Here is a 25,054-nt window from a genome sequence, read left to right on the forward strand (position 1 = left end):
TACATTCCGCTTGATTCAGTGGCTGTCCACATGACATCCTCCATTACAGTTACTTGTCTTTCTTACGCAGCCTGTAGATAAACTGCTGGTCTCTTGATGTCACTGACCATCTTTTTCGGATCATAATCCACGCCTTTCGTCAGCATGGCATAAAAGACTCGTATCAGCTTGGCTGCAATTGCCATAAGTGACTGCATTTTCTTCAATGGATTTAGTCTTCTGGTTGTGTAATAATTATGGAGTTCCCTAAACTCCGGGTTCTTCGACACAAGTGACATTGCAACCTCAAAGAGCAGATATCTGAGTCTCTTTCGACCTCGTCTGCTTATTGTTGTCTCTCCCTTATGCTTTCCCGAACTATTTTCAACCAATGCCAATCCTGCAAGTTTCTGTAGTTCCTTCGGATTGTTGAAGCGGCTGATATTACCTACTTCTGCAAGGAATCCTGACACTGTCCTGATTCCCACACCTTTGATCTCTAACAGCTTTTCAGCCATCGGAATCTTTCTTACCAGTTCTTCAATTAGAACCATAACTTCCTGTAGACGTGTATTTCTGGATTCATAGTCCTCCAGAAGCATTCGAATTTCCATTCTTGCAGACACTGCACCTTCTTTGCTTCCAACGCTGTGTTCAGCAGCTTCTATCAGGGTCTTCGCCCTCGCCTTTCCAACTGCTCTTAACTTCGCATCACGCCAGATTTGGTTCACTCCATCGATACCTAACGTCAGGATATCTTCAGGGAGTGGTGCTGCTTTAAGGATTAGCATTCCGCTCTTGGCATCCGGCTTTCCGTATACCGTCTTATATTCAGGAAAATATATATTGAACCAACGACTGATCCTGTTTTGAATTCTTGTAAGTTCCGCCTGTAACTGGAATCTTATGTTTGATGCTGTTCTAAGATCAGCATAAACACCATCCGGCAGATATGGGATCATGTAACGTCCCTCTCTAACTAATCCTGCTATAACTTTCGGATCCTTACGGTCATTTTTAGTCGGATTATTGTCGTCGAGTTCTTTTGATTTTTTCACATGGTGAGGATTTACAAGCACCGGTTTCATTTCATTATCCTGTAGAAACTTTCCAAGATTGAACCAGTAATGCCCGATCGGTTCCATACCTGGAATCACCTTATCCTTCTCATGTCTTTCTTTGAGGTCCAGGATCCATTCCTTAAATGTCACAAATCCAGCCTCTGTATTGCTAAACTTAAATGGCTTCTTCGAATACTCGATTCCTCTGTAATCAAAAGCTCTGGCATAGTGCATTTCACTTCCGACATCAATTCCGAGTACCAAAGTTTTTTCTGTAATAGCTTCAATTTTTGCGTTCTGTGTGTTAGACTTCATTGTAGATACCTCTCTGTATAATAAGATTTTTACTAACCTGCCAGTCAGTAGTCTTATTGTACTCTGAGGTATTTTCAATTTTCAACGTCTACGCTTTTTATTATACAGGAAGCTCCTTTCTCATCACTCTGCAGAATATCAAGCACATGCTTTAATGGAACCAGCAGTTCTTCAACATCTATACCTCTGTCTGCTTCATCTAATGACTGTAATTCTTCCAGCATCGTATCAAGATGAACCTGTACTTTCTTTGCCACCTTCATTCCACCAACTACCCTGATTTCATGCTTCAGAAGACATTGGATGATATAATCCTGTTTTGAAAGTCCGCTGAGCGAAACCTTCACATTCAGCTCCTGTGCTTCCTCCGGTGACATACGAAACGCTACTACAACATTTCTCCATCCGTTCTTGGCATCCAGCCTTTTCTCGCTCATAATAATCTGCTCCTTCCGATATAAAATCTATTCTTTTAATTTCTGCTGCATATATCCAGCAAAACTTGTACCGGCATGATTCATAATGTTTTACATAGGCATTATCAGACTGCCTTGTACTTATCAATGCTTATAATTTTTTCCGCAGCCGCATCCATATCAATCATAGGTGCTGTTTCCTCTGTCTTCATGATTTCTACATCATCATCCTGCTCTTCACAATCCTCAAAGCTTGCATTGACAGCATCAAGTCTGTCTGCCATTGCCACCTGCTTTGACGGAAACAGATGTGAATAACGATATGTGATATCAATACTCTCATGGCCAACCCTGTCAGCTATTGCAACTGCGGAGAACCCAAGATCAATCAGATGTGAAATGTGCGAATGCCTAAGATCATGAATTCTGATTTTCTTCACACCTGATAACTTGCAGCCACGCTCCATCTCATGATGAAGAAAGCTCTTTGTTACCAGAAATATCCTGTCTGTTGGTGTCTGGTCATATAACATTGCAAAATATTCCTGCATTTCTTCGGCAAGGAACTTCGGCAACTTGATTGTTCTGTTGCTCTTAGGTGTTTTCGGTGTTGTAATAACATCCTGCCCCTGTAGCCGCTGATACGATTTATTTATTCTGACTGTGTTCTTTTCAAAGTCAAAATCTTCCATTGTAAGAGCAAGCAGTTCACCTAATCTCATTCCCGTCCAGTACAGCATTTCAAATGCATAAAATGAAAACTTCTTATATTCCTCAGTTGTCCAGAAAAGCATTTCCTTCTTTTCTTCCCTGCCCATATTTCCAGCCTGTCTTGCCGGATTTGATTTCAAATTATAAAACCTGCACGCATGATTGAATATCGCACTTAAAATGTTGTGCATTGTCTTCTTGTAAGTCTGGGAATAACTCTTCCCATTCTCATAACGGAATGCTACCATCTCATTCTGCCACTTGCGTACATCTCCCGGTGTAATCTCATTCATCTTAAGATTCTTAAAATATGGAAGTATCTTTGTATCCACAATGTGTTCTTTGGTAAGCCATGTGTTGAGTTTGACATAATTTTTCACATCCTCTGTATACAGCTTCCAGAACTCTCCAAATGTCATATCCAGATTATTCTCCTGCCGTATTTTGTAATTACGCTCATAATCAAGTGCTTCCCTCTTTGTTGCAAATCCTCTCTTCTTTATCTGTTTATTTTCCCCAGTCCAGTCCTTACAATAGAATTTGACAAACCAGGTGCCTGTCTTACTGTCTTTATAAGCTGGCATATTCATCATCTCCTTCTTTCCATATGAAGAAGCAGATGCCTAAGCCGTATCGCTTCTGCACCTGCCTCTGTCACAATCTTCTTACCTGTTGCTTATCCTGCATCACTCATACCATAAATGCGTTCTTCAAAATACTTTCTGCTTACTTTTCCACGAATCACAATGTAACCCTTCTTTTCAAGTTCACTGTTGATCTGTCTCATAAGCTTGTATGTTGCGGATCTTGAAATTCCAAGAATCTGCATCACATCTCCTACTTCTAAAAACTTTTCGTTCATGCCTTTCACCACCTTTCCTTTAAATATTTGTTTTGGCGTTTCTCCATACCAGTTCTGCTGATGTCACAACCAGCCTCCTTACCTGAGATAATCTCCTGTAATACCGCCCGCTCCTGCTCGAGGTACTCGGTCCGCTTGGGGGAGTGTCTACATTCGCTCGATTCCTATGAATGTCATGGCAAATGCCTGTTAGATTTCTGTACCGCTCATTCAGTTGTTTTTCAACACCATATCGTATAGATAATTGAATTGATATTATTCTATACCGTGTGGTATTGAATTATCAAGAAATTTTTCTAATGTTCTTGTATAGAAAAACTTCCATTTTCATTTTTTCCGTGTTATACTGTCTTTAACAAGTCCATCAGAGACAGATAAACGGAGGTAACTACACTATGACAATTGGTGAAAGAATAAAGAAAATACGGGTATTCCGTAAAATGACAATGGACGAGCTGGGCGGTGCACTTGGATTTGAGGGCAAAAATATGTCTGTCCGCATATCCCAGTATGAAACCGGTGCCCGCATTCCCGGTGAAGATATGATTCTAAAACTTGCTGATGCTTTGCACTGCAATTACAAGGCAATCTCTGATTACAGCCTTGGTGCTGCTGAAGATATCATTGAAACACTTTTCTGGCTTGAAGAAAGTGCCACATCACTTCCTGCACGTGGAAAGGGCACAAGATTTCCAGAGTATACAGCTCCCGGCAACCTGATTCATCTGACTGCAATGACACCTGCAAAATCTTCCGAGGCTACCAGACCAACTTACAACGAAGATGATTATGACAGTACAGGCTCACCTGTCGCATTAACTTTTGAATATGGATTGGTAAATGATTTCCTTTCGGAATGGTGTGAAATGAAAACGAAATTAAATAGTGGAGAGATTTCTCCTAATGAATATTTTGAGTGGAAAATAACATGGCCTCAAGCGTAAATGAAACTATTCCTGCACAGCTCACTTTAGTACCATTTTAGTACCACAAGGCAAAAAAAAAGCTCGCAAATGCCCATTTTACTAGGCCTTGCGAGCTTTTGAAAATTATTCAAACTCCCTGCAACTATAATATAATCATTAAATATTTGATTGCTTTTGGGCTATTTTAATATTCATAATATCCATATTTCATGCCTTATTCACAATTTCCAACCAAACAGGTATCATACGGGTATCACGAATATACTATCCTTGTTTCATATCAACATCTGACACCTTAGAATAAAAATTGTTAATGTAATTATTGATTACCGGTGTATCTATTGCTATCTGTTTTTCTACATCAGTAAAAGTCATCTCATTCCCAACTATTCCATTTTCTTCAAGGAGTAATGCCCAATCCAATATTTTATTTCTAACAGTACTCATAATTCTATATAACTCACTTTTTGAAACAAAAAACGCATATTTTGTTGGCATAAAATCTGTACTGTTATTAAAAAATTCTGTCATTGCCCCATTTACCGAAAAAGCGACTCTATCTTCACTAGAATTGTATACATCTAAAAGAGAAGATATTGAGTTTGGAATGGGCCTTCTTGAAACTATATCTGCTACTTTTGCAGATAATATCATTGGAATCCAGCCATGATATGGATTCCATGCTTTTATTTCTCCCGTAATATTTCGATATTCTGGAATCTCCTTTTTGTAGCCATTTTGCTCTTGATTAAGCCATTCTTCAAATTCTTTTAATTTTAATTTTTTAGCAACAAGATATGCTTTTCGTATCAATGATTCAATAGAATTTTTTTCATCTAATGCCTCTCTTTGAAGCTCAATTACTATACCACCCATATATGCCTCCTACACTCTACTCAAAAGAGTAACAATACCAGAAGCAATTAAACTACCTGTCACACCTATAGACAAATTTTTAATATCACTTAGTAAAGTCTTTATTCTACTGGGATTTTCTTTTTTTTGCACTAAATCCTCTATTTCGTCAATTTTATTTCGTATTTCCAAAGCATTTTCTCCATACTCATCATCCAAAAAAGAATCATATTTTTTTATCTTTTCAATGATTTCAGCCACTTCAGCATAATCAAATCCTTGATTAACTGATTGAGATTGTGAAGAATTGACCGTACCTTGTTGAATTTGTACACCGGTAACTTCCCCATAAAAATTATTGGTATTATTCGTAATTCTTTGATTTTCCCTCATTTGAATCTCCTTCTCCTTAAAATACTCAATTCCATCTATGGTCAGTATAACCTGTACTTCACCAGAAATAAATACTGTACTATTACCGCTAATACAGTTATGTAGTTTCAAATCATCCATTATATTTCCAACATTAAATTCAATGTTTGGAATTTCATTAAATATGTCCAATGTACAAGTGATAATATCACTCCCATTTTCTTTTCTTTTTTTCCAATACTATTTTCAAAAATTTCTCACTATCTTTACGCAATCCTACACTTTCTCCCACTATCGTCCTCTTTTTCATTTCTTGTTCTAATTCTTTCTGTAATTTTTTAATACCCTTTTTATTCAGCTTTACTGATATAGACATTATGAAAACACCACTTTACCTTTCTGATTTTATTTCTACATGGTGCTAGCACCATGTAATTATATCTGCCAAGGAAATATGTAATCGCTTCCGTTACGCAACAAAAATCCAATTTGAACAGTAAAGGTATAAAGTATCACCCACGTCATTTGATGCTTCCAAGTCCTTATAAAATAAGCGTTTCAGACCCTCTAAAGCGTAACAACAAACCATACGCAATTTGATAGAAAAACACCGGGGCAAGCATTACCTGCCCCTATGCTTCTCTTTCTTTTTCTGCTGTTTCAGTTCAAACTGCCGCTGTTTCTCTGCTTCCCGTTGTTCCCGGCTCACAATCTTGCGTTCAGTTTTCAACTGCTCCTGCTGTAATTTCAAAGCCTGTTGCGACTTCGTGCCGATCCCGGTATTCTGTACCTGTTTCCGCACTTCTCTCTGTACCCGTTTCGGATTGCGAACAGCTTCTTTTACATCAGTTGCCACAGCCGGACTAAATTTCAGTCGATAGTAATTTCTCAAAACAAAATCGTATACCTCATAATCTTTCGGCTCCGCCCCAAACGTAACCTTGCATACAGATAATTTCCCCTCCGATATGCGTTCAAACACACCTATCCAGAATGGTTCCTCAAAAAATACTGTCAATCTGCATGATACTTTGTCCATGACAATTCCTCCTTAAAAATTGTACTGAACAAAGAACGGACGACCCAAGGAGGGAGGGCTACTTACACCAAAACAGTGCGGCCGGACTACCTACCGGCTCTATAAGAGATGTTATCCCTTACGTTGTGTTTTTATCTCTGCTCTTTGATTTTAGCATATTATCAGCAATTTTTCCACAAGAAATAAGGTGCACAGCCGCCGCCATGCCCCAAATTCCTACCGTTCCAATGCTCTCTCGATTTTCTGCTTCTGCCCTTTCAAATCATTCTGCTTCTCATACAAGCTCTCACGTTCTTTACAGAGTGACTTCATGTGCTCCAACTGCGTCCGCACTCCCTCCCGGCAATCCGGCTCTATCCGCTTATATTCCCCGGTTATACTTCGTATCTCGTTATTGTTTGATTTTATCTGCTCCGACACACATATCCAGTCAATTAGATTGCGTACTTCTATATCTGTATCATACAAATCTGTTTCTGAAAGGATTTTCGCACACAGCCGAACCATAACTTTTTTCTCCATATCTGTCATTCTATCAATCCCCCTATCTGCTCATATCAAATACACGTTTCGGACGTTTATTTTCCTTTTCTGCCCATTCCAGAGCCTTAGACCGCTCAACTATCGACTGCACCTGTTCTCTGCCGAAATAGCGTTCCAAACGCCCCAAATCTTCCATTTTCTCCTGCAATCGGTCAATAATGTCGCTCTGCTCCATGACCTTATCTGTCAAGCGACTGATCTGCTGCTCCTGCCGGGTAACTTTTTCTTTTAGTTTCTTTCCCTGTTCTGCAAGCTGGACGCATTTAATTGTCAGTGCTTTTATCGTTTCTTTCAATTTCTCCACAAGCGGAAAAGCTTTTTTATCCTTATAAGCCTTTGCAGACATCAACGCCGCCGGTTCAGGCAACTGCCACTTCTCGTCCTCGTCATAAGCGTGTATGTTCCGTTCCATGACCGCCTTAGACTGAACCATTTTCTCAATATCTTGTTGCAATTTCTTCTGTTGCTTCTCCAATTTCACATTATCAGACAGCAGCTTTTTCTTGTCCTCTGCCAGCGTTGTCGCCTGCTTCTTCAGCAAATCACTTGTTTCCGAAAGTTGCGACACTTCCTGCTGGATTGCTTCGCCCTTCTGCCGTATCTGCTCTGTTTCCTGTACTGCTTTTCTATGCTGAATCTGAATATCTGATAATCGCTCTTTTCCGTCAGAAATAGATTGCTCCAATTCTGCGACTTCCTTTGCCCGCTCCTTTTTCTCAAAGTCCAAAACAGATAAATGCTTTTCATGTGTGCCTTTCTTCTCCCACTCAATCCCATGTTCCAGCATGACGGCGGCAAGCTGTTCTTTCTCATAAGCCACCCACTGATTTAATTCCGTTTCCCGCCTTGTACCGCCTTTAAATCCGAGAGCAGATAACGCCTGTTTCAAAGAAACTCTTGTATCAAGTCCCCGCTTGCTTCCTGTCGTATACGGTACAAAATCTATATGCAAGTGGGGCGTTGCTTCGTCCATATGAAGATAGGCACTAAATACTCTTAACGTAGGATTTCGCCGCTGGAAACCCCACATATATTTATCCAGCACCTTTGCCGCAAGCTGTCCGTTCTCTGTCTTTGCCCCCATGTTGTCCTTATCCCCGATTTGCAAAATAATTTCATGGAATGGCTTTTCCTGCTTGCCGGAACGGATTTTCTCATAATAATCGTCAATCCGGCGGTCACTTCTGGTCTGCTTCTCATTGTACCGGGCGAGTGCTTCATCAAATAATTCGTGATATACGTCCTTAACATTTTCATTGCAGTATTCCACGTTCAGACAGCTTCGCTCCGGGTCAGTATTCTTTGCATGGAATTTTCTGCTATTATGGTTGACAGAGCCTTTTCCTGTCATAAAGCTGATAGTTCGCTTCAATCAATATCCTTTCTCCCTTTCCGGGCAATCAGCGCCGGATACGGCGCATAAGCTTTGTTACTTTCGTCGAAAGTAACGCAAAAGCACTTTTGACAGCCGTTCCATCCATCAAAAGCTGCCTTTGCGCCCTGCCGGGGGCTTTTCCGTCCTACGGACGGGGCGGCTGTTGCCGCCGCTTTACTTCCGCCGCTATAGCTTTTCGGATAGCCGAAAGTACATTTTCTATCGTATATTCATCCCATCCAGCAAGCCATATCAGCATCCGCATTTCTGCCGAATATTTCATTGAGTTCGGCAATCCTCCGGGCTTCACTCTCGTAAAAATATTTGTTCACATTCCGGGTTCCCCATTCTGGCTGTCGTATCATATTCGCCCTCCTTTTCAAGACCGCAACAACGCAAGGTCTATATCTTTTGCAACCTTGCAGACACCAAGCCCGCAAATTCTATATACTCTGCATTGTTGCGCTGTTGCCTTATTCCGGCTTGATTTTATCCAGTTCCCAATACCACGAATTGTTTATCCGCTTTGCTCTGATACTCAATTCCTTTTTCGCATTTTCAAGCGTCCGTCTGGATATACCCTGTTCCTCTGCAAGATTGAAAATCTCATTGCTCTGCATGGCATTGTTTGTTTCTGCCACTTCCCGGAGCAGACGCTTCGCCTGTTCCAGCTTATTCGCTTTCGGAGCGATACCGCCCAACACTTCATCGGCAGTAATCTCATAATCTCCGAGCCAGTGAAAACCGTCCTCCGACAACTCAAAGGCCTTCGGGTGCCCAAACGCCGCCAGATTGTTTTTTATCTGGACTACCGCCCTTATATTCGCTTCGCCCTCCACTCTGCCGACCAGCAGGACGCTCCTTGCCACCGCAAAGAAATCAATGGAACCCATGCCCCGATATGCTGCCTTATTTCCAGCCGCTTTGTTCATGTGCCCTACAAGTACAATGGCACATTGATATTTCTCCGCCAGAGTCGCCAGCTTCTTTGTCATATCCCTTGCTTCATTTGCCCGGTTCATATCCATACCGCCGCCGAGATACGCCTGTATCGGGTCTAAAATCAGTAGCTTCGCCTTTGTCCTTATGACTGCTTCTTCCAGACGTTCATCTATCATGGAAAGTGATTTTATGCTCTCGTCAATGACGGAAATATTTTCACAATTTGCTCCTGCCGCTTCCAAACGGGGCTTAACCGTATCTGCAAGCCCGTCCTCCGCACTCTGGTAAATCACATTCAGCGGCTCCGTCAGTTTCATTTTACTGTCCAGACCCTCGCCTTTTGACAGCTTCGCCGCTATGTTCAGCACAAGCGTTGTCTTACCGTCCCCCGGATCGCCTTGTACAATCGTCAGCTTTCCATAAGGGATAAACGGAAACCACAGCCACGCCACCTCCTGCGACTGTATCTCCGACATTTTAATCATCTGTAATTCTGTTCTCGTTCCTGCCATAATGTCCTCCGTTTTTGAAAAATTCGTTGTCACCGGAAGAAACCTCTGCTATACTTGAATTGTGATTGTTGATAACAGAGGTTTTCCAGTTATCACAGCCCTAACAGTTGCCGCTGTCAGGGCTTTTTTCTTCGCCTTGCCACAGATACCTTGCACCGTCCAACATCCAAAGAATTGCTTTCAGCATATCTTCATAGGCTTCCCGCAAATCTCTGATTTCTTTGGAAGTAATCCCCGGATTTTTGCCATCGATTTGCTCCGCCAGTTCCACCAGCCGATTCTCCATTTCCTGCAACCGTTCCACAATCTGATAAACTGTTTCTTTCTTGCCTACCACGCACACCCGGTTATAAATGCAGGAACGGACAAAATAATCTTTTTTCTTCATGCCGCTTGTGAAAATCTTTGCTTCGATTTCTTCCCTCTCTCTGGGAGAGATACGGAAACTGATTGTCGGATATTTGTGTGTGCCGCTCATTCCTCTGCGCCCTCCTTAAATTCTTCATTCAGCAATTTTGCCATTTGTGTCTGTTCCGTCGGGAACATATGAGCATAGCGATAAGTAATATCCACGCTTTCAAGCCCCACCCTGTTTCCGATTGATACCGCCGAAAATCCCATGCTGATAAGCAGTGATACATGAGAATGTCGCAAATCGTGGATTCTAATGCGTTTCACTCCCGCTTTTTCCGCCCCTCTTGTCATTTCATGGTGCAGAAAGCTTTTTGTCAGATGAAAGATACGGTCAGTGGGAAGAATCCCGTATAATCTGCCGATATAATCTTTCAGTTCTTCACATAAGAAATCCGGCATGCTTACATTTCGTTTGCTTTTCGGAGTTTTCGGGTCTGTAATTACATCTTTACCCTCCAATCGCTGATAAGATTTTGTTATCCGAATGACTTTGTTATCAAAATCAATATCCTGCGACGTGAGAGCTAACAGTTCGCCCACTCGTAAACCGCACCAGTACAATATCTGAAACGCATGATAGGAATATGGTTTGTCCTTTACCGCTTCAATGAATTTCAGATATTCCTCTTTTGTCCAGAACAACATTTCCTCCGCTTTTCCCTTTCCCAACGGCCCCGCCTTTACAACAGGATTGCTTTTCAGTTCATAGAACCGTACCGCATGATTAAACAGTGCACTCAATTCTGATTGCAGAGTTTTCAAATAAGTCGGAGCATAGGGCTTCCCTTTTTCATCACGATAGGAAATCTGTTCATTCTGCCACTGGATAATATCTTTCGGACGAATATCACGCATTTTCTTATCCTTGAAATAGGGCAGTAGCTTTGTCCTCAAGATATGCTCTTTCGTCAGCCAGGTATTGTGTTTCAGTTTCGGCTTCATATCTCTTGTGTATGCCTGAACAAATTCCTCAAAAGTCATATCCAAGTCAGCCGCTTCTTTCATACGAAAATGCCGTTCCCACTCTGTTGCTTCCCGTTTGGTCTTAAATCCCCTCTTAACTTTCCGGCAATTCTTACCAGTCCAGTCATAATAGTGAAAGGACACATACCATGTTCCCCGCTGTTCGTCTTTGTACGCCGCCATAATCTCACTCCTTTCCTAATTCGCCTGTGCCATGCCATAAAATTTTTCTTCATAGTATTTTCTGCTCACTCGTCCGGCGATTGTGATAAAACCTTTTGCTTCCAGTTCTTCGTTCATCTGCCGCACCAGCTTATAAGCAAATGGTTTGGAAATGCCTAAGTCCTGCGCCACTTCTCCGGCTGTTACAAATAAATCATTTTTCAAATACACGTCCTCCTTTTGGATTTTTAACTTTTTTGTTAAGTTCTGTATTTTCAGTATACTTAACATTTCTGCTATTGTCAATAGCTTTTTTGTTAAGTTTATCTTTTTTATTAAATTTAGCATTTCTGATAAGTTTTTGTTGCCGTATTATTTTAGGTATGCTACAATGTAGGAAACGGGATAACTATTTTCACAGGAGGGCTTTATGGAATACACGATACGAGAAATGACGGTAATGGAATATCCTCTATTGAATGAATTTCTATACGAAGCTATTTTTATTCCAGACGGTATAAAGCCGCCACCGAAAAATATTATCGCTTCTCCCGAATTACAAATTTATGTTGACCGCTTCGGGGCATCAAAAGCTGATTTCGCATTAGTCGCAGAAGTTGAACAAAAAATCGTTGGTGCTGTCTGGGTACGCATTATACACGATTACGGACATATTGATGATGAAACGCCCTCTCTTGCCATCTCTCTATACAAAGAATACCGGGGACAGGGGATAGGAACCGATATGATGAAAGAAATGCTATCTTTGTTGAAAACACATGGTTATAAACGTGTTTCACTTTCTGTTCAAAAGGCTAATTATGCGGCTGAAATGTATCGAAAAATCGGTTTTGATATTGTACGGGAAAACGAAGAAGAATGGATTATGGTGTGTAATTTGTAAAGTTTAAGGAAAGGACACAAAATTATGATACTGGGAGAGCGAATTAAGAGAATCCGCACATTTCGGGGATTAACACAACGAGAACTAGGATTGAAGCTGGGATACGAGGAGCGCAACGCTGATGTTCGTGTGGCACAATATGAATCCGGCTATCGTGTTCCCAAAAAAGATACTCTCATGGAAATTGCCAGGATTTTGAATGTCAACTATATCAATTTTATTATAGAAGCCCCCGGCTGCGCTGAGGACATTATGCAGACTTTTTTCTGGCTTGACGAGGACAACCGCAATACCTTTCATCTGTTTCAGCTTGTCCGCAATCCCGGCAAGTGCAACGTTTCTGATGATAAGTCTGTTCGCTATAATGATAGTGACGAATGGCCTGCTCATGCTCCTGTCGGTATGTGGATTGATTATGGTCTGGTAAATGAATTTCTGCGTGAATGGGGTTTGCGGAAAGAACAGCTAAAAAGCGGAGAGATTTCAGAGGACGAATATTTTGAATGGAAAATCAACTGGCCAGCTTCCAGCAGTAGCGTTGATGAAAAAGGAAATGACAAGAAAAATAATAGTTATCAATGGAGAAAATCATGATTTCTCATTCAAAATCTTGCTTAAAGAGTTCAACCATGTTATTATTATATAGAACATATGTTTGTTTTTAAGGGAATGGAGGATAAAAATGCTTATAGAAAACTTAACGAATTATTGTGATATGAACTATCGACAAAAATGTCTAAATGAAAATTGTGGCTATTGTAATACATCATGTTCTCATCCTACTGTTTGCCCCCAAGACTGTGAACAATGTCTAGAACAAATTCATTTTCCTTCTAGACACCCCAATGGAAGACTTGATTATACATGTAATAATGTCTTGAATTTTTATGTATGTAAATATTTCCATAAATATGCTTCTGAAATTGAATATGCTTTACATTCTATCAATAGTCTTCCATATAAAGATACATTCAATATATTATCTCTGGGATGTGGAGCATCTCCAGATTTAGCTGCTTTTGAAAACTATTTGTCAAAAAATAATTTTTGCATTCCCGTGAACTACTTAGGTATAGATATAAACCCGCTTTGGAATGACAAGCATAATTTTATTAAAGATTATTTTAAATCAACCTCATATAATCCGGAGTATATTTGCACTGATGTTTTTGAAATTTTTAAAGATCATTACACCGTTGATAAAAATCTTCTTATTTTACAATACCTCATCTCACATTTTTATAACACTGGTAAGTTGACTGCTGTAAATGAATTTTATAAAAACCTAATACAAAATGTTATTAAAAGAATGCAACCTAAATCAATAATAATTATCAATGATGTAAATAGTAATCGTCGTGGAAGAGATTTATTTTTACGATTTTCAGATACTCTATCAAAATACGGGATTCGGCACACATATTCCTGTCGATATTTTGAGTATAACATTCAAAACGAGTATCAACGTTATGGTATCAAATATCCAAGTAAAGATATATTAACTTGGCCTACACCAAATTTGGCACGTTATAATCCGTGGACGGTATGTTCAAGTGCCCAATTAATAATAGAATTGGAGTGATTTTATGATAATAAGTGCAAGTCGAAGAACTGATATCCCTGCTTTCTTTTCCGAGTGGATTATAAACCGCTTAAAAGAACAATATGCCTATGTACGAAATCCTATGAATATTCACCAAGTAAGTAAAATCAACTTATCTCCAGATGTTGTTGATTGTATTGTTTTTTGGAGCAAAAATCCTAAGCCAATAATTAATAAACTTAACGCTTTGAAAGATTATATGTACTATTTTCAATTTACACTTAACGCATATGATAAAGATTTCGAAGAAAATCTTCCTACTTTGTCTACAAGAATTGATACTTTCCAGACATTATCCAATTATATTGGAAAAGAACGTGTCATATGGCGTTATGATCCCATTATCATTAACGAAAAATACTCTATTGATTGGCACATTGAAAGATTCAAATACCTTACAGAACAACTCTGTCTTTATACAGAAAAAGTAACCATAAGTTTTATTGATTTATATACAAAAATCTCCCATAATATCAAAGGGAAAAATATTTATGAATTATCTTATGAGCAAAAAAACACCCTTGCGAGATACTTTGCAGAAATTGCTTATTCACATAACATAGAAATAGATACCTGTGCAGAAGACATTGACTTATCTTCTTATGGCATAACTCATGCTAGATGCATCGATGACAGACTTATTTCAAAGTTACTACATTGTTCCATAGACATAGAAAAAGATAAAAACCAACGATTGGAATGTGGTTGTATTGCAAGCATTGATTTAGGTCTATATAATACTTGTCAAAATGGCTGTATATATTGTTATGCTAATCATAGTTATGCTATTCGTAAGCAAAATTTTGAAACTTATGATCCATTTTCTCCTTTACTCTGTAGTAATATAACAGAATTTGACAAAATAACAGAGCGTAAAGTCAAAAGTCAAAAAAATATGCAACTAAGTCTATTTGACATATAGGTATCAAACAGGTATCACACCACACACTAAGAGCCGGAAAGTCCGCTGTTTATGCGGCTTCCCGGCTCTCTGTTTACTATTCGAACTCAATCGTAGCCGGCGGTTTCCCCGTGCAATCATACAGTACGCGGTTTACACCTTTCACCTCATTTACAATTCGGCTTGTGACTTTTCCGAGTACTTCCCACGGAAGTTCTGCGGATTCTGCGGTCATGAAGTCGGATGTGAGGACGGCACGAAGTGCGATGGCATAGTCATAGGTTCTGACATCGCCCATGCAGCCTACGGAACGCATATTGGTCAGGGCTGCGAAGTACTGACCGAGTGTGCGGTCGATACCTGCTTTTGCGATCTCCTCGCGGTAGATAGCGTCTGCATCCTGTACGATGCGTACCTTCTCTGCGGTTACCTCACCGATGATACGAACGCCAAGTCCCGGACCCGGGAACGGCTGACGGTATACCAGATTTTCCGGAATACCAAGCTCCAAACCGGCGCGGCGGACCTCATCTTTAAACAGCATACGCAGCGGCTCGATGATCTCCTTGAAATCTACGTGTTCCGGAAGTCCGCCTACGTTGTGGTGGGACTTGATAACAGCGGATTTTCCAAGACCGGACTCAATCACATCCGGGTAAATCGTACCCTGTACGAAGTAATCTACTTTGCCAATCTTCTTTGCTTCTTCCTCAAATACGCGGATGAACTCTTCGCCGATGATCTTACGCTTGCGCTCCGGATCGGTTACACCTGCCAGCTTATCATAGAAACGCTGCTGTGCATTGACACGGATGAAGTTCAGCTTGTACGGACCGTTCGGACCAAATACTGCCTCTACCTCGTCACCCTCGTTTTTACGAAGCAGACCGTGATCGACGAATACGCAGGTCAGCTGGTCGCCGATCGCTTTCGCCATCAGGACACCTGCTACGGAAGAGTCTACGCCGCCGGACAGAGCCAGAAGGGCACGACCATTTCCTACTTTTTTACGGATTTCTTCGATGGATTTCTCTACGAACGCATCCATCTTCCAGTCACCTGCACAATGGCAGACACTGTATACGAAGTTATGCAGCATCTTGGAGCCTTCCTGTGTATGAAGTACCTCCGGATGTGCCTGGATGCCGTACCAGCCTTTTTCTTCATTTTCCATACCTGCAATCGGGCAGACCGGAGTATGAGCTGTCACACGGAAACCTTCCGGCGCCTTGGAAATATAGTCGGTATGGCTCATCCAACAGATGGTCTTCGGGGATACACCCTCATACAGCTTAGATGTTGTGTCTACCTCCACCTCAGTCTTTCCGTATTCGCTGACCGGTGCTGTGGCAACCTCGCCACCTAACAGGTAGGACATCAGCTGTGCGCCATAGCAGATACCCAGTACCGGGATTCCCAGATCAAAGATTTCCTTTGAACATCTCGGAGATTCCTCCTTGTATACACTGTTCGGTCCGCCGGTGAAAATGATACCCTTCGGGTTCATCTCTTTGATTTTTTCCAGCGGCAGGGTGTAAGGATGAACCTCACAATATACGTTACACTCTCTTACTCTTCTGGCAATCAACTGATTGTACTGTCCGCCAAAGTCCAGTACAATGATCATCTCTTTCTCCACGAGTATTCCTCCTATAATTTTATGCTGCGATCCGTACTTCATCAACTTGTAGCTTCGAATCAACTTCCAGGATTTATGGTCACACGCTTGCACAACATGTGAACTGTAACAGTCATACTGCTGCCGCAGGTAATCGCTCCGTTTCAGCCCCATCGCCGCCAATCGAAAAATAACCGGTCGCAATCTGTTCAGCAGCTATACCACGTTCTCTTCCTGTCAATTCCTGTAACTTTTATTATAAAATACCCGGCAATTAAAGACAAGCCATTTTTACGGTATTTTCAGGCACTTTTTTCAGAAAAATGCTTTTCGATTCAATTCAAGTCGAACATCCGTGAGACTTGGCGCGTGATTCTGGTCAGCGAAGCATCGGCAAAATCCGCTACCAGTATGATATCGTACGGAATTTTCAGTGCAGAAAATTCCTATCCGCAAGTAAAAATGCATATTCTATGCAGAATCACTGCGCATCCTCGCGGAGCGTTTATCTCAATCGGAGACCTAACTCCCACTGAGACAAATTTGTTATTACTCGCCACCTAAAGAGGTGGGGGCTTCTCAACTGAGAGCAAAGGATGAGAATTATTATACTATTTGCATTGTGCAGATATGCACACCCTGCGCTTTCATCTCGGTAATTGAATTGCCGAGGATTCCCGCTTATTGTCCTAAACATTTAAATATTTCTTCACATACTTCCCCGTATACGATCCCGGCGTCGCTGCCACCTCTTCCGGTGTTCCTTTCGCAATCACGGTTCCGCCGCCCTCGCCGCCTTCCGGTCCGATGTCGATCAGGTAGTCAGCAGTTTTGATGACATCCAGGTTATGCTCAATGACAACCACGGTATTTCCACCATCCGACAAACGTCTTAATATCTCAATCAGACGGTGTACATCGGCAAAATGAAGTCCCGTAGTCGGTTCGTCCAGAATATAGATCGTCTTGCCGGTTCCACGCTTGCTCAACTCTGTCGCCAGCTTGATTCGCTGTGCCTCACCGCCGGACAGCTCGGTGGACGGCTGTCCCAGGCGGATATAGGAAAGTCCTACATCGTAGAGTGTCGCAATCTTCCGGTGTATGGAGGGCACATTTTCGAAGAATTTCATTGCCTCCTCGACCGTCATATTGAGGACATCATAGATGCTTTTCCCTTTATATTTGACCTCCAGCGTTTCCCGGTTATAGCGCTTGCCGCCGCAGACCTCACACGGCACATAGATATCCGGCAGGAAATGCATCTCGATCTTGATGATGCCGTCGCCGGAGCACGCCTCACAGCGCCCGCCTTTTTTATTGAAGCTGAAACGTCCTTTATTGTAGCCTTTTGCCTTGGCATCCGTAGATGCCGCAAACAGATCCCGGATCAGATCAAATGCCCCCGTATAGGTTGCCGGATTGGAACGCGGCGTCCGCCCGATCGGAGACTGGTCGATCGCGATAATCTTATCGAGCTGCTCGACGCCCTCGATGGATTTATGTTTTCCCGGAATCGTATGTGCCCGGTTCAGCTTCTTTGCCAGCGCTTTATAAAGAATCTCATTGACAAGTGAGCTCTTTCCCGAACCGGAAACGCCGGTGACGCAGGTCATCACGCCCAGCGGGAATTTGACGTCGATATTTTTAAGATTATTTTCCGCTGCGCCTTTTACCGTCAGCCAGCCAGCCGGTTTTCTCCGCTCGGACGGCACCGGAATCTGAATGCGCCCGCTCAAATATGCGCCGGTGATCGATTTTTCATTTTTCATAATCTCTTCCGCTGTGCCGATCGCCACGACCTCGCCGCCGTGTTCGCCCGCGCCCGGACCGATGTCCACGATACAGTCTGCCGCGCGCATCGTATCCTCGTCATGCTCAACCACCAAAACTGAATTTCCCAGATCCCGCAGGTGTTTCAGGGTATCCAAAAGCTTGTCGTTGTCCCGCTGGTGAAGTCCGATACTCGGCTCGTCCAGAATATATGCCACACCGACCAGACCGGAGCCGATCTGGGTTGCCAGGCGGATTCGCTGCGCCTCGCCGCCGGACAGCGTGCCAGTCGCACGCGACAGGGAAAGGTATTCCAGACCGACATTGATAAGGAAGCTGATCCTCGCCCGAATCTCTTTCAAAATCGGCGCACCGATCGCCTGCTGCATCGGCGTCAGCTCCAGCGCATCGATAAATTCGCGGAATTTGACGATCGACATATCGGTCGCCTCGAAAATATTTTTCCCGCCAACCGTGACTGCCAGAGATTCCTTCTTTAATCGCTGCCCCTTGCAGGCTGGACACGGCGTGATCCGCATAAATGTCTCATATTCCGCCTTCATTGAATCAGAGAACGTCTCACGGTATTTGCGGTTCATGCTCTGAATCAGCCCCTCAAAGGCAATATCATAAATTCCCTCGCCACGCTGTCCACGGTAATACACCTTCACAACCTTGCCGCCGGTTCCGTAAATTAAAATATCATGGATCTCCTTCGGATAATCTTCAAACGGGGTATCCAGACTGAAATCGTATTCTTTTGCCAATGCATTTAAGATCGCGCCGGAAAAGCTCGTTTTGTCCGTGCAGGACTGCCATCCCATCGCCGTGATCGCACCCTGATTGATGCTCAGGCTCTTGTCTGGAATCATCAGATCCTCGTCAAACTCCATCTTATATCCCAGACCGAAGCAGTCCGGGCACGCACCAAATGGGTTGTTGAAAGAGAAGCTGCGCGGCTCGACCTCATCCACGCTGATACCGCAGTCCGGGCAGGAAAAATTCTGGCTGAACGTCAGGGTATCGTGCTTTTCTTCGCCGTTTTCATCCCGCACCGCCATATCGGTCAGCATCAGACCATTGGAGAGACCCATGACCGTTTCAATCGAATCCGAAAGGCGTTTCTCAATCCCCGGCTTGACCACCAGGCGATCGACCACAATCTCAATATTGTGCTTGATATTTTTATCCAGCGTGATCTCCTCGGAAAGCTCGTATAAGCTGCCGTCCACCCGCACACGGACATAACCGCTCTTCTTTGCCTGCTCCAGCACTTTCTCGTGGCGTCCTTTCCGCCCGCGCACGACCGGGGCAAGAAGCTGGATCTTTGTGCGCTCCGGCAGCGCCATGATCTGATCAACCATCTGATCGACCGTCTGGCGGCGGATCTCACGACCGCACTTCGGGCAATGCGGAATACCGATCCGTGCGTACAAAAGACGCATATAATCATAGATCTCCGTCACTGTGCCGACCGTCGAACGCGGATTCCGGTTCGTCGATTTCTGGTCGATAGAGATCGCCGGGGACAAGCCCTCGATGCTCTCGACATCCGGCTTTTCTATCTGACCTAAGAACTGACGCGCATAGGACGACAGGGACTCCATATACCGCCGCTGCCCTTCGGCATAGATCGTGTCAAATGCCAGAGATGATTTACCCGAACCAGAAAGTCCGGTCAGGACGACCAGCTCATTTCTCGGAATATCAATGGAAATGTTTTTCAGATTGTGCTCATTGGCACCTCGTATCTTTATATATTGCTTCGCCATATCTGTACCTCAATTATCATTGACTCTGCTCTGTTTTATCATGTCGCTGCTGACTTATTTTATAGTCATTATAGTCACAGTCTTCCCTGTAATTATGCTTAGTATAACACATTCCAAAAGTCTTTGCAAACATTTGTTCTGTTTGATAAAATTGAATCAGCTAAACATAGATATTCCTTGGGAATAGAAGTCAAACTTTTCATCAATTCTAATACAAAAAGGGCACCTCCGCCCGACTCCAAACCTAACATGGAGGCCAGACAAAAATGCCCTTTCGCCCTATTTCATTTTTTCACGCATTCATTTTATTTCACGTTTTTTCGTTCCCCGAAGATACACCAGCCAGTACCCGCCTCCAATCACCAGCATCCCGCCGAGCATATTTCCGATCGTAGCCGGAATCAGATTATTGAGAATAAAGGTTCCGATCGTCAGCCCTTCCGCTGCCAGACCGTACTCACCCATGATCATCAGCCCCGCCGGGATGTAAAACATATTGGCGATGCAATGCTCGAAGCCGCAGAGAATGAAAATCGCCACCGGCGGATAAAGCGCCAGAATTTTGCCAGATACCTGCTCGGAGCTCATCGCCGCCCAGACTGCAATACAAACCAGCACATTACAGAGGATCGCACGGCACAGCACCTCCGGCAGAGTCAGGGTCACCTTGGAAACGGCTGTATTCAGAAGAACCTGCGCCAGATCTCCGCCGTACAGGCTTGGAATATGCCCGTAGACAAATAAAACCGCCACAAAGATCGCGCCAATCAGATTTCCCAGATAAACAAACAGAAGATTTTTAAACAGCCCGCCCACGGAAATCCGTTTCTGCAGCGCCGAGATCGTCATCAGGCAGTTCCCAGTGAAAAGTTCCGCCCCGGTGCAGACCACCAGCGCCAATCCTGCCGGGAATACGAGTGCCGAAGCAATCCGCGATGCCGAGGCATTTGTCATTGCTGCCGAGGCAACCGAAGCCCCCGCGCCTGCCAGCGCGATGAACATTCCGGCGAAAAAGCCGAGTATCAGCATATGAGACACCGGAAGTTCCGCCTTTTTTCTGCCCGTCTCCACATAATTTTCTGCAATCTGTTTCGATGCAACCATAGATTTTCCTCCCATCAGCCTTTCTATGTCCGAAATTCATTTTTCAAATTCTTCCTTTTATCTTCTGAATTTCCGAACCTGCCACATCGTTTTATAACCTTTCCTTCCATTTCAAACAGAAAAAGACGGTTTTCGTCCGATCTTTCTATTCTATCCCTTTAAAATCTTTGACAAACAACCGTCTTTTCTATTATTTCTATATCATTTCTGATGTCGTCCTATCATCTCAAGCCGCCATCTGACATCACCTATCAAGGGCTTCCCTTATTATTTCATGTAACTACTTTTTGTAGCCCTCCCACAAATCCTATAAGTTCCCCTTCATTTTCCTACCGTTCCTCCCGGAAATAATTCTCACCCAGATGCGCCGGAATATGTGCACCCTTATTCTTACGCATCGATGCAATCACCAGCACGAGGGCAGTGATAATGAATGGAAGTGCATCGAAAAATGCCGTCGGAATTGCATACGTATTTTTCGGCACATAGTATTTCAGCACGCGCAGCGCACCGAAAATAAAAGAACCGTAAATAACATTGACCGGCTTCCATGCCGCGAAGATAACGAGGGCAACGGAGATCCAGCCAAGACCGCCGACGCTGTCGCGCAGCCACACACCGCCGTTGATGATCATGGAGCAATATGCACCGCCGATGCCGCAGATGGCACCTGAGAGCAGGATATTGATGTATCTCCACTTCGTAACTTCGATTCCCACTGCGTCCGCTGCACCCGGATTTTCGCCGATCGCCTGTACATTTAAACCAACCTGTGTCTTATATAAGTAGATACTTGCCGCAATCGCGATGATGATTCCAAGATAAACGAACGGGTTATAGGAAAATAACAATTCTCCGACCACCGGCAGATCACTAAGCCCCGGGATGTGGATGTTACGCATCTGTGCCGTCACCGCATCCGGCAGCTTCAGTGTGCCGTTTTCTGATTTTTCCAGCATAAAGACACCGATAAAATTGGATAATCCGACGCCGAAAATCGTCAGAGTCAATCCCGTTACGTTCTGATTTGCCATAAATGTGACAGTCAAAACACCGTAAATCAATGCCGACAGCATTCCAGCCACCGCCGCAGCTAACAGCGCCGCAACAAAGTTATCCGTCTGATAGCCGACCATGAATCCGGCACATGCCCCGATCGACATCATGCCCTCGACGCCCAGATTCAGATGTCCGACTTTTTCACTCAGAATCTCGCCAACCGTACCAAACAGGAAAGGCGTACCCGCCAATACAGCCGCCACCAGAAATTTAATTACGATCTCGCTGCTCATGCGCGTGTACCTCCTTTTCCGCGAAATACAAATTGATACCGTATAAACAGTTCACATCCCAGAATGAAGAACAGGATGATTCCCTGCAGCACATCCGCGCAGTCCGAGGACAATCCGAATGAAGACTGAACTACGCTGCTTCCTTTTTCCAGCACGCTGAACAAAAAGGTAACCAGCAGAATCACAGGCGGATTCAACTGTGCCAGCCATGCCACGATGATCGCCGTAAATCCGACACCTCCGGCAACTGCCGTCGTCAGAGTGACATCCGAACCGGTCGCCTGCACCATGCCGCCGATGCCGCAGACAGCGCCGGACAGAAACATCGTCCGCAGAACCACTTTTTTTACATTCATGCCGGCATAGCGGGCTGTCTCCTGGCTTTCTCCCACGACGCTGATCTCATATCCCTGCTTGGAACGATTTAAGTAAACCGCTATCACTACCACAAGAATCAGCGCAATCACCCAGCCGAACTGGATGCCGAACACCTTATCGAGCGCCGCATTCTTATTGAAACGGGCAATCTTCGCATATCCCTGGGAACCTGGGTCACGCCATGCGCCCTCTCTCAAAAATACGATGACATTCAGCGCGATATAGTTTAACATCAGCGTAAACAGCGTCTCGTTCGTATCATACCGGGTCTTAAACCACGCCGGAATGAGTCCCCACAGACCTCCGCCGATCGCGCCTGCCAGAAACATCACGATCACCAGCAGCCAGTGATTCCAGTTTGCATGGAACAGGGCAAAATACGAGGCAAAAATACCGCCCATAATGATCTGTCCCTCAGCTCCGATGTTCCAGAATTTCATTTTAAATGCCAGCGTCACGCCCAGCGACGCAATCAAAAGTGGAATCATGATTTTGACCGTCGCCTGTATCGCCATCTCGCTTCGCAGCGCTCCGGTTACAATCGTCTGATAAATGACAAATGGATTCTGCCCAATCAGCAGGATAAAGAATCCGCCTGCCACCAGAGCCAGCACGATCGCCTCCAGACGGAGGATCAATGTTTCTCTTTTTCCAAGTTCCGCCTTTTTTACAACGCGGATCCACGGTTCTTTCATGCCTGTTCCTCCTTCTTTTCGGATGCCATACTCTTATCCAGCCCCAGCTCGCCCGCCTCGGTACCGGTCATCATCAGTCCCAGCTGTTCTTTTGTGAGCTTCTTCGCATCCACGATACCCGTGATCTTTCCATGGCAGAGTACCATGATCCGGTCTGAAAGCTCCAGAAGCACATCCAGATCCTCTCCGATATAGACAACCGCCACGCCCTTTTTCTTCTGCTGGTTCAGGAGATCGTAAATCAGATAGGAAGAATTAATATCAAGCCCTCGCACCGGGTAAGCCGTGATCAGCACCTGCGGGCTCGACTCAATCTCACGTCCCAAAAGTACCTTCTGGACATTGCCCCCCGACATCATACGCACCGGCGTATCAACGCCCGGCGTCACGATTCCCAGTTCTCCGATCAGGCGTTCTGCCATCTCCCTCGCCGGTTTCCGGTCTACAAACAATCCTTTCCCTTCCGAATAGGACTTGAGCAGCATATTATCAACCATACCCATTGAAGCAACCAGTCCCATGCCGAGACGATCCTCCGGCACGAAACTCATACTGATTCCGAGGCGGATGATCTCCGCCGGAGTCTTACCGATGATATTTTCCTTACGGTACAAAATAGCGCCCTTTTTCGCGTCCATCAACCCGGTCAGCGTCTCGCAGAGTTCTTTCTGGCCGCTTCCGGCAACACCGGCAACGCCCAGAATCTCGCCTGTTTTAATCTCAAAAGAAATATCATCCAGCGCCACGCCGCCGTCACTCTTATCGACGGTCAGATCGACAATCTTCAAAATAGTCTCTCTCTTCTCCATCTCCGGGCGCTCGATATTCAAGCTGATTGGTCGTCCAACCATAAGCTCCGTAAGTTTCTTCTCATCACATCCGGCAGTTTCCACCGTCTCGATGCTCTTTCCTTTTCGCAGAATCGTGACACGGTCACTGATAGAAAGGACCTCATTTAATTTATGGGTAATAATAATAATCGCACAGCCCTGTTCCCGCATCCGGCGCAGGATTTTAAACAGCCGCTCCGTCTCCTGCGGCGTCAGGACTGCCGTCGGCTCGTCCAGAATCAGGATCTGGGCACCTCTATATAATACCTTCAGGATCTCGACCGTCTGCTTCTCGCTGACCGACATGTCGTAGACCTTTTTCTCCGGTTCAATTTCAAGTCCAAATGACTGTCCAAGCGCTTCAATTTTTTCCCGCAACGCCTTTCTTCCCAGCCGTTTTCCCTTGGTTCCCAGCACGATATTATCCATCGCACTGAACACATCCACCAGTTTGAAATGCTGATGAATCATACCTATTCCTAAATTTCTCGAATCTACCGGCGAATTTATGGAGACTTCTTTTCCTCCAACCAGAATCGAACCGGCATCTGGGTGGTAGATACCGGAAAGCATGTTCATGAGCGTTGTCTTACCGGAACCATTTTCTCCCAAAAGTGCCATAATCTCGCCGTACCGGACGGTCAGATCAATCTTATCGTTCGCCACGACGCTTCCGAATGCTTTCGTGATCTGCCTACACTCAATGGCATACTGTTCTGTCATATCGTCACCTCAAATGA

25 protein-coding genes and 1 pseudogene are annotated in these 25,054 nt (G+C 44.0%); 5 read left to right on the plus strand and 21 right to left on the minus strand.

Annotated elements, in window-relative coordinates:
* Positions 1-62: 62 nt before the first annotated feature.
* From DWX68_RS07895 to DWX68_RS07910, 4 genes and pseudogenes are all read right to left on the minus strand, one after another.
* Complete coding sequence (locus DWX68_RS07895) at positions 63-1,355, minus strand: IS110 family transposase (protein ID WP_118629005.1); 1,293 nt, start codon at positions 1,353-1,355, stop codon at positions 63-65.
* 74 nt (positions 1,356-1,429) lie between these two features.
* On the minus strand, positions 1,430-1,792 hold the full coding sequence (locus DWX68_RS07900; RefSeq protein ID WP_118629007.1) for a hypothetical protein: 363 nt from the start codon (positions 1,790-1,792) through the stop codon (positions 1,430-1,432).
* A gap of 245 nt (positions 1,793-2,037) precedes the next feature.
* Positions 2,038-3,066 (minus strand): annotated as a pseudogene (locus DWX68_RS07905) (site-specific integrase); the annotation flags it as partial.
* 92 nt (positions 3,067-3,158) lie between these two features.
* Entirely contained in the window at positions 3,159-3,344 is a 186-nt protein-coding gene (locus DWX68_RS07910) for a transcriptional regulator (RefSeq protein WP_118629011.1), read from the minus strand.
* Between the two features lie 395 nt (positions 3,345-3,739).
* On the opposite strand from DWX68_RS07910, the gene DWX68_RS07915 reads away from it, so the two are divergent.
* Positions 3,740-4,288 (plus strand): helix-turn-helix transcriptional regulator, encoded by a 549-nt coding sequence (locus DWX68_RS07915; protein ID WP_118629013.1) that lies wholly within the window; start codon positions 3,740-3,742, stop codon positions 4,286-4,288.
* A gap of 246 nt (positions 4,289-4,534) precedes the next feature.
* Here DWX68_RS07915 and DWX68_RS07920 read toward each other — a convergent pair whose 3' ends face one another.
* The 11 genes from DWX68_RS07920 to DWX68_RS07965 all read right to left on the minus strand — a co-directional run bounded on the left by DWX68_RS07920 (position 4,535) and on the right by DWX68_RS07965 (position 11,672).
* Positions 4,535-5,146 (minus strand): hypothetical protein, encoded by a 612-nt coding sequence (locus DWX68_RS07920; RefSeq protein WP_118629015.1) that lies wholly within the window; start codon positions 5,144-5,146, stop codon positions 4,535-4,537.
* Between the two features lie 9 nt (positions 5,147-5,155).
* A complete protein-coding gene (locus DWX68_RS07925; protein ID WP_147354947.1) occupies positions 5,156-5,689 on the minus strand; it encodes a hypothetical protein in 534 nt (177 codons plus the stop codon).
* Between the two features lie 16 nt (positions 5,690-5,705).
* Positions 5,706-5,873: a hypothetical protein gene (locus tag DWX68_RS14660; RefSeq protein WP_182432160.1), complete on the minus strand. Its 168-nt coding sequence runs from the start codon at positions 5,871-5,873 to the stop codon at positions 5,706-5,708.
* 246 nt (positions 5,874-6,119) lie between these two features.
* Positions 6,120-6,536, minus strand: a complete 417-nt coding sequence (locus DWX68_RS07930; protein WP_118629019.1) for a YjdF family protein — start codon at positions 6,534-6,536, stop codon at positions 6,120-6,122.
* Positions 6,537-6,752: 216 nt separating this feature from the next.
* Positions 6,753-7,067: a hypothetical protein gene (locus DWX68_RS07935; protein ID WP_118600130.1), complete on the minus strand. Its 315-nt coding sequence runs from the start codon at positions 7,065-7,067 to the stop codon at positions 6,753-6,755.
* A 13-nt stretch (positions 7,068-7,080) separates the two neighbouring features.
* Positions 7,081-8,430 (minus strand): plasmid recombination protein, encoded by a 1,350-nt coding sequence (locus tag DWX68_RS07940; RefSeq protein WP_118629021.1) that lies wholly within the window; start codon positions 8,428-8,430, stop codon positions 7,081-7,083.
* A 254-nt stretch (positions 8,431-8,684) separates the two neighbouring features.
* Positions 8,685-8,819, minus strand: coding sequence for a hypothetical protein (locus DWX68_RS15040; RefSeq protein ID WP_270487749.1), 135 nt, complete (start codon positions 8,817-8,819; stop codon positions 8,685-8,687).
* A gap of 108 nt (positions 8,820-8,927) precedes the next feature.
* On the minus strand, positions 8,928-9,908 hold the full coding sequence (locus DWX68_RS07950) for an AAA family ATPase (protein WP_118629023.1): 981 nt from the start codon (positions 9,906-9,908) through the stop codon (positions 8,928-8,930).
* Between the two features lie 100 nt (positions 9,909-10,008).
* The gene (locus tag DWX68_RS07955) at positions 10,009-10,386 is read right to left on the minus strand and encodes a hypothetical protein (RefSeq protein WP_118521519.1); all 378 of its coding nucleotides are present in this window, start codon (positions 10,384-10,386) and stop codon (positions 10,009-10,011) included.
* Entirely contained in the window at positions 10,383-11,468 is a 1,086-nt protein-coding gene (locus DWX68_RS07960) for a site-specific integrase (protein WP_118629025.1), read from the minus strand. Before DWX68_RS07960 ends, DWX68_RS07955 begins: the two co-directional genes overlap by 4 nt.
* Before the next feature lie 15 nt (positions 11,469-11,483).
* Complete coding sequence (locus tag DWX68_RS07965) at positions 11,484-11,672, minus strand: MarR family transcriptional regulator (RefSeq protein WP_087306154.1); 189 nt, start codon at positions 11,670-11,672, stop codon at positions 11,484-11,486.
* Positions 11,673-11,877: 205 nt separating this feature from the next.
* Between DWX68_RS07965 and DWX68_RS07970 the strand changes: the two genes are divergently transcribed.
* The 4 genes from DWX68_RS07970 to DWX68_RS07980 all read left to right on the plus strand — a co-directional run bounded on the left by DWX68_RS07970 (position 11,878) and on the right by DWX68_RS07980 (position 14,876).
* Complete coding sequence (locus tag DWX68_RS07970) at positions 11,878-12,351, plus strand: GNAT family N-acetyltransferase (protein ID WP_118629027.1); 474 nt, start codon at positions 11,878-11,880, stop codon at positions 12,349-12,351.
* Between the two features lie 24 nt (positions 12,352-12,375).
* Positions 12,376-12,945, plus strand: a complete 570-nt coding sequence (locus tag DWX68_RS07975; protein WP_087306152.1) for a helix-turn-helix transcriptional regulator — start codon at positions 12,376-12,378, stop codon at positions 12,943-12,945.
* Between the two features lie 88 nt (positions 12,946-13,033).
* Positions 13,034-13,933, plus strand: a complete 900-nt coding sequence (locus DWX68_RS14530) for a hypothetical protein (RefSeq protein WP_140393083.1) — start codon at positions 13,034-13,036, stop codon at positions 13,931-13,933.
* A 4-nt stretch (positions 13,934-13,937) separates the two neighbouring features.
* Complete coding sequence (locus DWX68_RS07980) at positions 13,938-14,876, plus strand: DUF1848 domain-containing protein (RefSeq protein ID WP_087306150.1); 939 nt, start codon at positions 13,938-13,940, stop codon at positions 14,874-14,876.
* 76 nt (positions 14,877-14,952) lie between these two features.
* On the opposite strand, the gene guaA is transcribed toward DWX68_RS07980, so the two are convergent.
* From guaA to DWX68_RS08010, 6 genes are all read right to left on the minus strand, one after another.
* Positions 14,953-16,494: a glutamine-hydrolyzing GMP synthase gene (gene guaA, locus DWX68_RS07985; protein WP_118629029.1), complete on the minus strand. Its 1,542-nt coding sequence runs from the start codon at positions 16,492-16,494 to the stop codon at positions 14,953-14,955.
* Between the two features lie 668 nt (positions 16,495-17,162).
* Positions 17,163-20,015 carry an excinuclease ABC subunit UvrA gene (gene uvrA, locus DWX68_RS07990; RefSeq protein WP_118629031.1) on the minus strand — a complete coding sequence of 951 codons (2,853 nt, stop codon included), beginning with the start codon at positions 20,013-20,015 and terminating at the stop codon, positions 17,163-17,165.
* A 300-nt stretch (positions 20,016-20,315) separates the two neighbouring features.
* Complete coding sequence (locus tag DWX68_RS07995) at positions 20,316-21,119, minus strand: formate/nitrite transporter family protein (RefSeq protein ID WP_182432161.1); 804 nt, start codon at positions 21,117-21,119, stop codon at positions 20,316-20,318.
* A gap of 329 nt (positions 21,120-21,448) precedes the next feature.
* Positions 21,449-22,411, minus strand: coding sequence for an ABC transporter permease (locus tag DWX68_RS08000; RefSeq protein WP_118629035.1), 963 nt, complete (start codon positions 22,409-22,411; stop codon positions 21,449-21,451).
* Positions 22,408-23,484: an ABC transporter permease gene (locus DWX68_RS08005; RefSeq protein ID WP_022360157.1), complete on the minus strand. Its 1,077-nt coding sequence runs from the start codon at positions 23,482-23,484 to the stop codon at positions 22,408-22,410. Before DWX68_RS08005 ends, DWX68_RS08000 begins: the two co-directional genes overlap by 4 nt.
* Complete coding sequence (locus tag DWX68_RS08010; protein WP_107000563.1) at positions 23,481-25,037, minus strand: ABC transporter ATP-binding protein; 1,557 nt, start codon at positions 25,035-25,037, stop codon at positions 23,481-23,483. Before DWX68_RS08010 ends, DWX68_RS08005 begins: the two co-directional genes overlap by 4 nt.
* Positions 25,038-25,054 lie beyond the last annotated feature (17 nt).

Source organism: Clostridium sp. AF20-7 (genome assembly GCF_003479275.1).
GTDB lineage: Bacteria > Bacillota > Clostridia > Lachnospirales > Lachnospiraceae > Otoolea > Otoolea fessa.